The sequence below is a fragment of the Nostoc sp. UIC 10630 genome (assembly GCF_010747425.1).
GTDB lineage: Bacteria > Cyanobacteriota > Cyanobacteriia > Cyanobacteriales > Nostocaceae > Nostoc.
In genome coordinates this window covers 1-13,334 of sequence record NZ_JAAGOG010000014.1, presented here as the reverse complement: position 1 = coordinate 13,334, position 13,334 = coordinate 1, and the positions used below count along the sequence as shown (strand labels likewise).

General features: G+C 44.2%; 12 protein-coding genes. 5 read left to right on the top strand and 7 right to left on the bottom strand.

Annotated features, from left to right (window positions below):
• Position 1: 1 nt before the first annotated feature.
• Positions 2–364, bottom strand: coding sequence for a hypothetical protein (locus G1O98_RS05940; RefSeq protein ID WP_163927723.1), 363 nt, complete (start codon positions 362–364; stop codon positions 2–4).
• Between the two features lie 44 nt (positions 365–408).
• On the opposite strand from G1O98_RS05940, the gene G1O98_RS05935 reads away from it, so the two are divergent.
• Positions 409–684: a DUF6439 family protein gene (locus G1O98_RS05935; RefSeq protein WP_041565907.1), complete on the top strand. Its 276-nt coding sequence runs from the start codon at positions 409–411 to the stop codon at positions 682–684.
• Positions 685–827: 143 nt separating this feature from the next.
• Here G1O98_RS05935 and G1O98_RS05930 read toward each other — a convergent pair whose 3' ends face one another.
• The gene (locus G1O98_RS05930) at positions 828–1,277 is read right to left on the bottom strand and encodes an anti-sigma regulatory factor (protein WP_012407635.1); all 450 of its coding nucleotides are present in this window, start codon (positions 1,275–1,277) and stop codon (positions 828–830) included.
• A gap of 391 nt (positions 1,278–1,668) precedes the next feature.
• Entirely contained in the window at positions 1,669–3,075 is a 1,407-nt protein-coding gene (rlmD, locus tag G1O98_RS05925; RefSeq protein WP_163927722.1) for a 23S rRNA (uracil(1939)-C(5))-methyltransferase RlmD, read from the bottom strand.
• 258 nt (positions 3,076–3,333) lie between these two features.
• On the opposite strand from rlmD, the gene apcD reads away from it, so the two are divergent.
• Positions 3,334–3,819, top strand: coding sequence for an allophycocyanin subunit alpha-B (apcD, locus tag G1O98_RS05920; RefSeq protein WP_012407637.1), 486 nt, complete (start codon positions 3,334–3,336; stop codon positions 3,817–3,819).
• A gap of 540 nt (positions 3,820–4,359) precedes the next feature.
• Here the strand turns inward: apcD and G1O98_RS05915 are convergent.
• Positions 4,360–6,015 carry a hypothetical protein gene (locus G1O98_RS05915; RefSeq protein WP_163927721.1) on the bottom strand — a complete coding sequence of 552 codons (1,656 nt, stop codon included), beginning with the start codon at positions 6,013–6,015 and terminating at the stop codon, positions 4,360–4,362.
• Between the two features lie 518 nt (positions 6,016–6,533).
• Here G1O98_RS05915 and purL point away from each other — a divergent pair.
• The 3 genes from purL (at position 6,534) to G1O98_RS05900 (ending at position 11,277) form a co-directional block, all read left to right on the top strand.
• Positions 6,534–8,909 carry a phosphoribosylformylglycinamidine synthase subunit PurL gene (gene purL, locus G1O98_RS05910; protein ID WP_163927720.1) on the top strand — a complete coding sequence of 792 codons (2,376 nt, stop codon included), beginning with the start codon at positions 6,534–6,536 and terminating at the stop codon, positions 8,907–8,909.
• A gap of 170 nt (positions 8,910–9,079) precedes the next feature.
• Positions 9,080–10,579 carry an amidophosphoribosyltransferase gene (gene purF / locus G1O98_RS05905; protein ID WP_163927719.1) on the top strand — a complete coding sequence of 500 codons (1,500 nt, stop codon included), beginning with the start codon at positions 9,080–9,082 and terminating at the stop codon, positions 10,577–10,579.
• Positions 10,580–10,710: 131 nt separating this feature from the next.
• Positions 10,711–11,277: a Uma2 family endonuclease gene (locus G1O98_RS05900; protein ID WP_163927718.1), complete on the top strand. Its 567-nt coding sequence runs from the start codon at positions 10,711–10,713 to the stop codon at positions 11,275–11,277.
• Positions 11,278–11,321: 44 nt separating this feature from the next.
• Here the strand turns inward: G1O98_RS05900 and G1O98_RS05895 are convergent, their stop codons facing one another.
• From G1O98_RS05895 to G1O98_RS05885, 3 genes are all read right to left on the bottom strand, one after another.
• Entirely contained in the window at positions 11,322–11,603 is a 282-nt protein-coding gene (locus tag G1O98_RS05895) for a hypothetical protein (protein WP_163927717.1), read from the bottom strand.
• Between the two features lie 51 nt (positions 11,604–11,654).
• The gene (locus tag G1O98_RS05890) at positions 11,655–12,701 is read right to left on the bottom strand and encodes an ABC transporter permease (RefSeq protein WP_163927716.1); all 1,047 of its coding nucleotides are present in this window, start codon (positions 12,699–12,701) and stop codon (positions 11,655–11,657) included.
• Positions 12,702–12,781: 80 nt separating this feature from the next.
• Positions 12,782–13,300 (bottom strand): adenine phosphoribosyltransferase, encoded by a 519-nt coding sequence (locus tag G1O98_RS05885; RefSeq protein WP_163927715.1) that lies wholly within the window; start codon positions 13,298–13,300, stop codon positions 12,782–12,784.
• Positions 13,301–13,334: the final 34 nt, after the last annotated feature.

The window sequence follows — 13,334 nt, the reverse complement described above, 5'->3', positions numbered from 1 at the left end:
TTTACCCAGCATAAGACTTTAATATCCAGCCTATGATAACGCCCATTCCACCAAAGCGGACGACTTGCCAGAAAGGTTTTTTCAGGCTACGCCAAGAAAATAACTGGCTTTCTAAGTTCACTTCTAGCCTTTCCAACTGCTGTTGAATGTGCCGTAACTCTGCTTTGATTTCTGGTGTCTGAGATTTATTGTGCTTTAGTTGATCGCGGCGCTGTTGCCATTGTGCCTGTTGTTGGCGATCGCGTTGCACTTGATCGTAACGCTCTTTTAAGGATAGGAGCGATCGCTCTACTTCCTCTAGTTCTTGTTCAAAATCTGGTTCTTGATTTTCTGCTGACGACTGTGATTGTTTTGGCGGCTTCATTTACAAGTAGTAAAGTAGAAGTAAATGCAAATGTGCCAATAGTTATGTCCCAATCTACCCAGCTGCCGAAAACCAGTCAACTGAATGAACTTAGTACTCTGGAACTAGCTCAAGCTCTCATGGAAAGACTGAGTATTTCCCCTAACGATTGGCATCGCCTCAAGTCTAACCGCAATTCCCGCGCTAATGAACAAGTGGCAGCAGCAATTGTGTATCTTTTAAAGAATCAGCCACAAGAAGCTCAAGCTAGATTAGAACAGGCAATTGGTTGGTTAGATCGCTCCATCTCGGCCCCTCCCTGTCCAACTCACGGCAAGTAGAGAATGGGGAATGGGGAATGAAAATTAATCAACTAATAACTTTCCCCATTCCCAACTCACAATTCCCTACTCCCTCATGGGAAATAAAGAATAGGGAATAGTTAGTAAAAAACAATCAATTAATAACTTTTCCCACTCCCCTTTTATCGTCGCAGAGATAGTCCCCGGCGAGTTTCCATTTGTTTACAAAGCCTTAATTCTGTGCCTTTGCGGTTCCACTCAACCTGATCAAAAATTTGGTGGAGAAGACATAAACCACGACCACTTTCTGATTCATCTGGTGGTAAATAGTCTGTTGGCTCTTCTTCAATAGTAGATGAAGGAGTAAAGCCACTACCCTGGTCTGATATTATCCACCAATATTGATTATCAATTAAGGAAAAACGGACTACAACTGTTTTACTTGGGTCAAGATTATTGCCATGTTTAGCTGCATTTACTAGGGCTTCTTGAAGCCCTAGCCGCAGTTCTGCTTGTAATTTGGCTGGAATTTCTGCCAACAGTAAATCTAAGATTGGACAAAGGTAGAGGGTTGAGGCAAAACTAATAGTGCCCCAATAACGTGCAACTGGACGGAGTGAAATTGTAATCACAAGAGAAACCCCATAGCTTTCAGTTAGCTAGACATCAGTTTGCTATTACAGGCACCCTGATAAAACTTGAGGTGGTCATGCTGCCTTCAAACTTGCGTCTTTAAAACTAAATTTTGAAAATGCTAGGGAGCATTAGCCCTATAGTATGAGTTGAGATTGTTTGGATATATAACGGCTGCAATAGTTTTGATAATGATGTTAGCAACTTAAAAAGATGCTAGTAATTTGACCGAGTATTGGGATACTCTAGTTAATTGCCGATTTGTCATTTACACAATCCAATTCATATTTATAAGAACCTATGCAACTTGAATTTATTTAAACGAAAAGTAATTTTTATTTTCAGCTTAATTCAATTTTAGCATCTTTAGTATGCACTAGACTAAAATTTTCAAATTTCAGTTTTTGTAAAGGAATTACTATCCTTGTGCAAATGTGATAGCACAAGAAATGCGGCAGCTTCAACATGAGCAGTTTGAGGAAAAAAATCAGCAGGTTGTACCCGTGTGATGGTATATTGCCCATCTTCACAAAGCAATTTCAAGTCACGGGCGAGGGTAGATACCTTACAGCTGACGTAAACTATCCGAGATGGTTTCAGTTGCCGTAAAGTGTCGATGACAGCGCGATCGCACCCCTTACGTGGCGGATCGAGTATTACTACTTCTGGTATTGTGCCCATTTTAGGAAGTAATTTCTCTACTGCCCCGACTTGGAAGGTCACATTATCAATTCCGTTGCGGTGGGCATTCAAAATAGCTTGTTCTACTGCTGCTGGTTGCACTTCTAATCCTGTAGCAATCCGTACTTTTTTGGCGAGGGGTAAAGTTAAAGTGCCAATACCACAGTAGGCATCAACCAGCAACTCATGCCCTTGAAGATTGAGTTCTGATTGAATTATCTGCAATAGTGCCTCTGCTGTTTCTGTATACACTTGGAAAAATGTATCTGGGCGTACTTGAAATTCCAGTCCAGCAAAGTTTTCACGCAGGTGGGGGACTCCAGCGATGCAACGAGTTTCTAATCCAAATATAGCATTTGTGCGATCGCCATTGCGATTGAGTGACACTCCCACTAACTGCGGATAACGCTTTAACCATTCCTGGGCTTGGGTTTCAATTCCTGATAAATTCCAGTCTTTTACCACCAAAGTCAACAACATTTCTCCAGTGTGTCGGCCAATGCGTAAACCCAGATGGCGAATTTTTCCCTGATGGCGCTGTTCGTCATAAATTTGCCAACCTTGTCGTTGAATATCTTGCTTAACTTCGGCAAGTAAGGGATTTAATCGCGCATCTTGGACTGGACATTGATTTAAGTTAATTAATTGGTGACTACCTTTTTGGTAGTAACCAGCTTGTACCTGTCCTGTTGCCGATGTACCCAAAGGATATGTAGATTTATTACGGTAGCCTAAAGCAGAAGGGGCGGCGAGTACCGGATTTACCGGTGGTTGGACAAAACCGCCAATGCGTTCTAAAGCTTGGATAACTTGATTTTGCTTGGCTACTAGCTGGTAGTCATAATTAATATGCTGCCACTGGCAACCACCGCATTTGTCCGCCACAATACAATTGGGTCTTATACGGTGGGAGGATGGCTCTAATAGCTCGTGGAGCTTCCCGTGGGCGTATTTTGGTTTAACATGAACCAAGCGGATAATGGCGCGATCGCCCGGTACAGTATCTGGGACAAACACTACACGCTCATCAGCGCGTCCCACCCCATCACCTGTATCACTCAGGTTAGTGATCGTCACTTCAATTAATTCACCCTGTTGCCAAATTATTTTAGTCATTAGTCATTTGTCATTAGTCATTTGTCATTTGTTATTGGGCATGGGGCATTGGGCCAAACAGTTCCGTTAGCGGTAGCGGGGCGTTTAGCCCGTGAAGAGTTAGGAGTTACGAATTCTCCCCCTGCTTCCCCACTCCCCACATCCCACTCCCCATTCCCCAAAAGTTTCAATTCAATACATAAGTAGCTCCTATCTCTTCACTTGTGTACCTCCGACTCGCTAAACTAACAGATAATATTTCAGGTGATTTCAATCATCATGACTGTAATTAGCCAAGTTATTCTCAAAGCCGACGACGAACTGCGTTATCCCAGCAGTGGCGAACTTAAAAATATCAAAGACTTTTTGCAAACCGGCGTACAACGGACGCGGATTGCGGCTACCTTAGCCGAAAACGAAAAAAAGATAGTTCAAGAAGCAACCAAACAACTTTGGCAGAAGCGTCCTGACTTTATCTCCCCCGGAGGTAATGCTTACGGAGAGCGCCAACGCTCTCTATGTATCCGTGACTTTGGCTGGTACTTACGTCTAATTACTTATGGTGTGCTTGCTGGCGACAAAGAGCCGATTGAAAAAATCGGTTTGATTGGTGTGCGGGAAATGTACAATTCATTGGGCGTTCCCGTGCCTGGAATGGTAGAAGCGATCAATTCCCTCAAAACAGCTTCTCTTGGCTTATTGAGTGCGGAAGACGCTGCTGAAGCAGCACCCTACTTTGATTACATCATTCAAGCGATGTCTTAATACAAAGTGTGTGTTGGTTCTAGGAGTATACTTCCGGTCTAGTAGAGTGAGTGCAAGACATTAGCACTCGATAGGGATAAGATACCGAATTTGATCATACCCTCCCCACAATTGGTAGTGGCTGTGGCAAAATATCTGTCAAGTTACCAACCAGTTGTGGGGAAATTTATTTAAGTAATAGTTATGGGGCATTTCTCAAAGGATGAAGGATATACAGACATAAAAAACCGACAGTCCTTGGTTAAGGCTGTCGGCAATTAAGTGTGTTCCCTATTAATGACTCGGCTAGAGTTCAGTTGTCATTAATTATGCCTAGTTAGCGATCGCAGAGAGACGATCATAATCATAGATATGTGTGATTCTCGTCACTTGATTGTTACAGCTAAACTGCATACACCCGAATAATCTCTGAGTCTTAGTAAATCTATGCAAATTTGGAACTAAGAATATATACGCTAGTAGATAATTTGTCAGCTTAAAAGCAAATAACACCGATTAGACACTTACAAGGTAAAACACCAGACGGAGGAATTCCCAAACCTATGCCCCGTTTGCTAAACTGCTGTAGCAGAAAGAGCTATCTGCAAAGATAAATTTCTCAAAGCCCGTCGTAGACAAGATAATGGAGTTTCCATTGCTGTTGAAAGTGATAGTGGCATTAAGGGTATTGCCCGAAATAACCCCAGATACAAAGAGTTCAGAGCGATTGAAAGCGCTGAGATCGAGGGTGTCAAAACCATCTCCGCCATCAACAGTTGCAGCACCAAATCCTTTCAAGTAGTCATTCCCAGCGCCTAGAGCAATGTTGATTCCGCCACCGATGGTGACTTTCTGTTGAACTCCATCTAGGATGCTGGTAGCGATAATTTGGTCGTTGCCGTTGCCAGTCTTGATGATTCCTTCTCCATAAATACCATAGGCAGTACCACCAATTGTTGCTGTCGCCTGTCCGGTAAGCTTGTCAGAACCATTGCCAGTATCAATTATTCCATCATTGACGATGCCATAGGCGGTGGAGTTTGTTCCAGAACTGTTGCCATCACCAGTAATCTTGTCATTGCCCCACTCTGTAGTGATGGTGCCGTCTTTAGTGTTTTGAATGCCAGTTCCAGTACCTACATCGCCGATCCCAGCAGGAGCGATACCGCCTTTGCCGCCAATGCCGGTACCGATAATTGTGTCCTCTCCGTTTTCGGTATCCAGTTTGCCAGTATTGGCAATCCCAATTCCAGTACCGCCTTTGCCACCGGCGCTCTCAGTAAGGCCATCTATGCTAGCCCCACCATTACCACCAGTACCAGTACCAGTGATAGTGTCTTTTTCGTTACCTGCATTCAGACTACCACTATTAGCGATGCCTGTTCCAGTACCGCCCTCACCGAAGAAAAACTTGTCGCCACCCATACCGCCAGTACCGATACCAGCGATCATGTCTTTTCCGTTCCCTCCATTCAGACTACCAGTGTTAACGATGCCGGTTGCAGTACCGCCGTCGCCAGTATTAGGAAAGCCCTCTGCCCCGATACCGCCGATAGCTGTACCGACGATCGTGTCTTCTCCGTCTCCGCTATTCAGACTACCACTGTTAGCAATACCGATTCCAATACCGCCGTCGCCAGAGGAGGGACCGCCAGTGCCGCCGATATCACCAGCACCTGTACCAACGATCATGTCGTTTCCGTTCCCTGTATTTAGACTGCCACTGTTAGCAATACCGGTTCCAGTACCGCCATTAGCGCCGCCTAAGCCATTGCCACCGGAGAAGCCGCCGAAGCCACCGTTGCCGCCAGTACCAGTGCCGCTGATCGTGTCATTTCTGTTCCCTGCATTAATCTTGCTACTATTGCTCATGCCAGTCCCAGTTCCGCCGTTGCCTTTACCGGTGCTGGTATCGGTGTTGCCGTTGCCGCCGTTGCCACCATTACCGATGCCTGCGATCGCGTCTTTTCCATTTCCTGTATTCAGACTGCCACGGTTAGCGATGCCATTGGCATTCCCACCCTCAATGGAGCCGCCGATGTCGCCGATGCGACCAGTACCTGTGCCCCGAACGGTGTCATTCCCTGAGCGCGTACAAATGAAACCTCCAGTTAAAATATCAATACCTATTGCTGGAGATGCATTTAACTGTTCTCCCATCAGAGTGTCAGAACCGGGGGTGCCGATGAAATTGGGTGGAACGGTAAGTTTAGGCATGATCAAAATCCTCGCTATTAAATTTTAGTGCGGTCAATTTACTAATTGGAATGAGTAGTTTCTCAAAAAATAAATTCCCAGAATCCTTTCTTCAAAAGCCACTTAGTTCAGTTATTGAGTTCGCTGTTGTATGAGTCACTTCAAGCGAATGAAATGCCAGCCAACGAGATAATTGAGATTACAGGGCATTAAAACTTGCGATCGCATCGCATCCTATTTTTTCTGCATTCAACTAGTGGCGCATCTGACAGGCTGATAGCCATTTCTATAATCTGGCAATGACCTATGTATATTACAAGGGGATAAATTTTATTACTTCACTCTTACCAGTATATTTACCAGTGATTTAGCGTTAAATACAATCTATCTTTAGGTGTACAAAAATATGGATCTTTAAGTAAATTTATTTATTTTTTTAAATCTTGAGCGTCATATAGTTATAAACTATGCTAATAAATGCACCTACAGGGCAAGTAAATCGATAGAATAATGCTCTGTACAATTGGTGCATAATTTCCATGACCGCCACATCTCCTGCTTTTTTTTCCCCTCAAGAAATCGCTGCTGAAGGTCTTAAACCAGAAGAATACGCAGAAATTGTCCGTCGGTTAGGCCGTCATCCCAACAAAGCTGAACTGGGAATGTTCGGGGTAATGTGGTCAGAGCATTGCTGTTACAAAAATTCTCGGCCTCTACTCAAACAATTTCCTACTGAGGGGCCCCGCATCCTCGTAGGGCCTGGTGAAAATGCTGGTGTTGTAGATTTGGGTGACGGACTCCAACTAGCTTTTAAGATTGAATCTCACAACCACCCATCAGCTGTAGAACCATTTCAAGGTGCAGCAACGGGAGTAGGCGGTATTCTTAGAGATATTTTTACAATGGGTGCGCGTCCTATTGCTCTATTAAATTCCCTGCGTTTCGGTTCTCTAGAAGATACCAAAACTCAAAGGTTGTTTCAAGGTGTAGTGGCTGGGATTTCACACTATGGTAATTGTGTAGGAGTACCCACAGTTGGCGGCGAAGTTTACTTTGACCCAGCTTATTCTGGTAATCCCCTAGTGAATGTTATGGCACTAGGATTAATGGAAACCCAGGAAATCGTTAAATCTGGGGCATCTGGCTTAGGAAACCCCGTGCTGTATGTTGGTTCTACCACTGGGCGCGATGGTATGGGAGGCGCAAGTTTTGCCAGTGCAGAATTGAGCGATCAGTCAATAGACGATCGCCCTGCTGTGCAAGTAGGCGATCCATTTTTGGAAAAGTCGTTAATTGAAGCTTGTCTAGAAGCGTTTAAAACGGGTGCAGTTGTCGCCGCCCAAGATATGGGAGCAGCTGGAATCACCTGTTCTACCTCGGAGATGGCGGCAAAAGGTGGAGTAGGAATTGAACTAGATTTAGATAAAATTCCTGCAAGAGAAACGGGGATGGTTCCTTATGAATATTTGCTTTCGGAATCTCAAGAAAGAATGCTATTTGTTGCCCATAAAGGGCGTGAGCAAGAATTAATCGACATTTTCCATCGTTGGGGACTTCAAGCCGTTGTCGCTGGTACTGTCATCGCTGAACCCATTGTGCGGATTCTCTTTCAGGGTGGAGTAGCAGCAGAAATTCCCGCCGAGGCTTTGGCGGAAAATACCCCACTATATAACCGTGAATTGCTGGCAGAACCGCCAGAATATGCTCGTCAAGCTTGGGAATGGACTCCTGATTCTTTACCTGCTTGCACAACTGCTGGCATAGAACTCCAAGGAGGTGTGCAAAGTTGGAATGATATTCTGTTAACTTTGCTCGATACACCCACGATCGCATCTAAAAACTGGGTATATCGTCAATATGACCATCAAGTACAAAATAATACAGTCATACTCCCCGGTGGCGCTGATGCAGCTGTTATCCGGTTGCGCCCTCTTGAAGAAATTCCCAATCTCAAATCTAAAATCCCAAATCTCAAATTAGGGGTGGCTGCAACAGTAGATTGCAATCCTCGTTATGTTTATCTTGACCCCTACGAGGGAGCTAAGGCAGTGGTGGCAGAAGCTGCACGTAATCTTAGCTGTGTGGGTGCAGAACCTCTGGCGGTGACGGATAACCTAAATTTTGGCTCTCCAGAAAAACCGATTGGTTATTGGCAATTAGCAGAAGCTTGTCGCGGTTTGGCAGAAGGTTGTCGAGAATTGGCGACACCAGTCACAGGCGGAAATGTCTCTTTATACAATGAAACCCTAGATTCTCAAGGCATCCCACAACCTATTTATCCCACTCCTGTAGTGGGGATGGTAGGGTTGATTCCCGATATCACCAAAATTTGTGGACAAGGTTGGCAAGCATCAGGTGATGTGATTTATCTTCTCGGATTGCCTCTGGCATCCAAAATCAGTTTGGGAGCATCCGAGTATTTAGCTACTATCCACAATACTGTTGCCGGAAAACCGCCACAGGTAGATTTTGACTTGGAACGCCGCGTCCAAAAAGTTTGTCGGGAAGGAATCCGTAATGGTTGGATACGTTCAGCCCATGATTCTGCTGAAGGGGGAGTGGCGATCGCACTTGCCGAATGTTGTATTGCTGGAAACCTTGGTGCCGAAATCAATTTAGAAATAGCAACAACGCAGTTAAACCGTGTCGATGAGGTACTGTTTGCCGAAGGTGGTGCCAGAATTTTAGTCTCTATAGCATCAGAACAACAAGAAATTTGGGAATCATACTTACAGGAACATCTGGGTCAAGAATGGCAAAAACTCGGTATAGTCGATAATTCTCACATCGGTTTGGGGGTTTTCACCACTGATAACCAAACCTTAATCAAAGTTACGATCGAAGATATGAACGATCGCTATTTCCATGCGATCGCTAGGCGTATCGCCAACCAAACCACTATTTCTGAGTCCTGAGTATTTAGACTTCACTCAGAAATCAGCACTAATCACTCAGAACTATTAGCGTCTCTGAGCATAATTACGGTACTGTTTTAATAGATGGTTAAAGATTTATTAAGAAATCAACAACTATCTATAGACATAATCCCAGTGACTTGACCCCCCCCACCAGGAGCAAAGCTAGCATGATCTCTATTCATTCTGTCACTTCGGATGAATACCCCGACCCTACCAACAACCCAATCAATAGTCATGAAAATCAGCCTGACAAGCCAGAAGAAGCTTGTGGTGTTTTTGGCATCTACGCACCAGGAGAAAACGTTGCTAAACTGACCTACTTTGGATTGTACGCCCTCCAGCATCGGGGTCAAGAATCAGCTGGGATTGCCACCTTTGAAGGTACAAAAGTCCATCTCCACAAAGATATGGGCTTGGTATCTCAAGTTTTTAATGAAACCATCTTGGATCAATTGCCTGGTAGCCTTGCTGTTGGTCACACTCGCTATTCCACCACAGGTTCTAGCCGCAAAGTTAATGCCCAACCCGCAGTCCTGGAAACTCGCTTAGGTTCATTAGCTCTTGCACACAATGGTAATTTAGTCAATACAGTGCAACTACGTCAAGAGTTGCTTGAGAAAAAATACAACTTAGTCACTACAACAGACTCAGAAATGATTGCTTTTGCGATCGCAGAAGCAATCAATGCTGGTGCAGATTGGCTAGAGGGTTCAATTCAAGCATTTCACCGTTGTGAAGGAGCCTTTAGTTTAGTTATTGGCACTCCTAACGGTGTTATGGGTGTCCGTGACACTAATGGTATTCGTCCCCTAGTAATTGGGACTTTAGCAGGTAATCCAGTTCGTTACGTTTTAGCATCCGAGACTTGTGGTTTAGACATCATTGGAGCCGAATACCTGCGAGATGTAGAACCAGGCGAATTAGTTTGGATTACTGAAGAAGGTTTAGCTTCCTATCATTGGAGTCAACAGCCCCAAAGGAAATTGTGTATCTTCGAGATGATTTACTTTGCCCGTCCTGATAGCATTATGCACAACGAGAGTTTGTACAGCTATCGGATGCGCCTAGGACATCAACTAGCTAAAGAATCTTGTGTCGATGCCGATATTGTCTTTGGTGTTCCTGATTCTGGTATCCCTGCTGCGATCGGATTTTCCCAAGCTTCTGGTGTAGCCTACGCCGAAGGACTGATTAAAAATCGCTATGTTGGACGAACCTTTATTCAGCCAACACAAACCATGCGCGAGTCAGGTATCCGCATGAAACTTAACCCGCTTAAAGATGTGCTGGCGGGTAAACGAGTAATTATTGTTGATGACTCCATTGTTCGTGGTACTACCAGCCGTAAACTAGTCAAAACCTTGCGTGAAGCGGGTGCAGTGGAAGTACACATGCGAATCTCTTCCCCACCAGTAACTCACCCCTGCTTCTATGGCATTGATACCGATTCTCAGGATCAGCTAATTGCTGCTACCAAGTCAGTAGCGGAAATTGCCAAGCAACTGGAAGTAGACAGCCTCGCCTATCTCAGTTGGGAAGGAATGCTAGAAGCGACACGAGAAGACACCAATAGTTTCTGCTCTGCCTGCTTTACTGGAGATTATCCCGTGGCGATTCCTGAGCAAGTGAAGCGTTCTAAGTTGAGTTTAGAAAAGGTAGTGGTGTAGGAATAGAAGAAGGGAATAGGGTACAGTTACAGGGTACAGGTTATTCCCTATCACCTGTCACCTGTCGCCTCTGCCCTAATCTCAATGCCCGCTCAAGATAAAATAGGTAAATCCCCTAACAAATATGGTTTATGAACCAGCCAATATCTGAGAGAGTGCGCTGGACTACCGCCGATTTAGAGTTGTTTCCAGATAACGGAAACCGCTATGAAATTATTGACGGAGAATTGTTTGTTACCATAGCGCCTCACTGGAATCATCAAAAAGTCTGTGTCAGAATTATTACTCCATTGGATACCTGGTCACAAGCTACTTTGTTGGGACAAGTCGTACCTGCTCCAGGCATAATTTTTGGCGATAATGATAATGTGATTCCTGATGTTGTGTGGGCTAGCAATGAGATATTGCCCCTGCTTTTAGACGAGGCGGGGCATTTGACTGGTGCGCCAGAACTGGTAGTAGAGGTGCTATCTGCTGGTATTGAGAATGAAAAGCGAGATAGGGAACTTAAACTAAAGCTTTACTCAGCAAGAGGTGTTAGAGAATATTGGATTGTAGATTGGCGTAAGCAGCAGGTGGAAGTTTATCGACGCGAACAAGCGAGTTTAAAGTTAGTTGCTACGTTGTTCAATGGTGATGAGTTGAACTCACCAATATTGCCTAATTTTACTTGCGCGATCGCCTCCTTATTTACTTAACATAAGTTCGCATAATTGCCGTAATTGCTTACTATTAGCAATTTTTAGCTGTGCTGCAAAAACTCAACCTTTGGCAATAACGGGTCAGTCACAATACCCACACCGCTAAAACCCCAACGTTTGAGCAAGTTTCCCAACTGTGTACGCGGAATAGATTCCACAGAGAAGCGATTGGCTAGTTCTGCTGCGTGGGTGTTGAGATAGCTAAGGGCATCAAAGTTTTCCTGAAACAGCAATAAATAACCTGATGTTTCGGTGTCAGGACGAGCTATGAGATAATTACCGTCAGTTTTTGAGCGCACCAAGTAATAGACTTCGGACAGCATGGAGATGGGGATGGGGAGAGTAGGATTTAACCAATGACAAATGACAAATGACTAATTGAGATTTTCTAGGCGAATGCGTGGATCGGCAGCTTTTAACATCAAATCGGCGATTAAATTACCAGCAATCAGCAAGACTGCGCCCATTACCAAGCTTGCCATTAATAAATATAAATCTTGAGCTTGTAAAGCCTGTAAAGTCAACCTCCCTAAACCGGGCCAGTTGAAGAAAAATTCGGCAATGAAAGCACCATTTAATAAACCAGCTAATTCAAAACCCAATAAGGTAATCAAAGGATTTACAGCGTTACGAAGTGCATGAACGTAGATAACACGGTTTTCTGGCAGACCTTTGGCACGAGCCGTTTGGATATAATCTTGACGCAGCACATCCAATAATTCGCCGCGAGTGATGCGTTGTAAACCAGCAAAACTAGTAATTGAGAGGGCAATCGTAGGTAAAATCATGTGCCAGCCGACATCTAAGATTTTGCCAAACCACGTTAATTCTGAGTGATTGATGCTAGTCATACTACCCACTGGGAATAAGGGCGAGGTGATTTGGGCTAAAACCAGCAGTGCCAAGGCCGTGATGAAACTGGGAAAGCCTTGTCCGGCATAGCTAATCACCTGTAAAAGCCGATCTGATAGCTTATTTTGGTTAACAGCAGCAAAAATCCCTAGAGGGATGGCGATCGCCCATGTGACAATTAAAGATGCGATCGCTAATAGCAAAGTAGCTGGTACTCTTTCCCACAACAGCGATGCCACTGAACGTTGATAAATAAAACTCGTGCCAAAATCTCCTTTTGTCAAGATTCGCCATAGCCATAGCCAAAATTGCTCTGGCCAAGACTTATCAAGACCAAACTGCCGCTTAATTTCCTCAATTCTTTCTGGAGATATCTTCGGGTTTTGCCGCAGCGTATCTACATAATCCCCTGGAGCGAGTTGAATAATGAAAAACGACAATGCTGATGCCAAAAACAGAGTTAGTAGTGCCTGCAATACCCGCTTTGCTACATAAATAAAAGTTTCGCTCGTGATTAGCCTGACTAGCCAATCCCTACCTGTCTCCAAGGAAATTCTCGTAGATGTCATTTGTCCTTTGTCCTTTGTCCTTTGTTATTTGTTATTTGCCCTTTGCTAATGACCAATGACTAATGACCAATGACAAATAACTAATATTCAATTAGAGAGATAATCGGCACGTCCGGCAAATATTTACGCCCTTCTAAATCCCGTAGCTCGATAATAAACCCAAATCCTACTAATTCGCAGCCAATCTTCTGCACTAACTTTGCTGTTGCAGTCGCAGTTCCACCCGTGGCAATCAAATCGTCCACAATCAAAACTCGACTACTTTCATGTAAAGCATCTTGATGCAGTTCCAGACAGTCAGTACCATACTCTAGGTCATATTCAATTGAGTGAACTGCGGCTGGTAACTTACCTCTTTTGCGGATGGGAATAAAACCAGCCCCTAATTGATAAGCCAGAGGTGAGCCAAAAATAAATCCTCTTGACTCTATACCAATTACATAATCTGGTTTTATTTCAGCTTCGTTGCATTTTTGTGTTAAAAAGTCAATAGTATAGCGTAATCCCTCTGGATCGCGCAGTAATGTAGTAATATCCCGAAATAAAATTCCGGGTTTGGGAAAATCTGGAATGTCACGAACGAGAGACTTCAAATCCATAAAAAGGGGAATGGGGAATGGGGAATGGGGAATG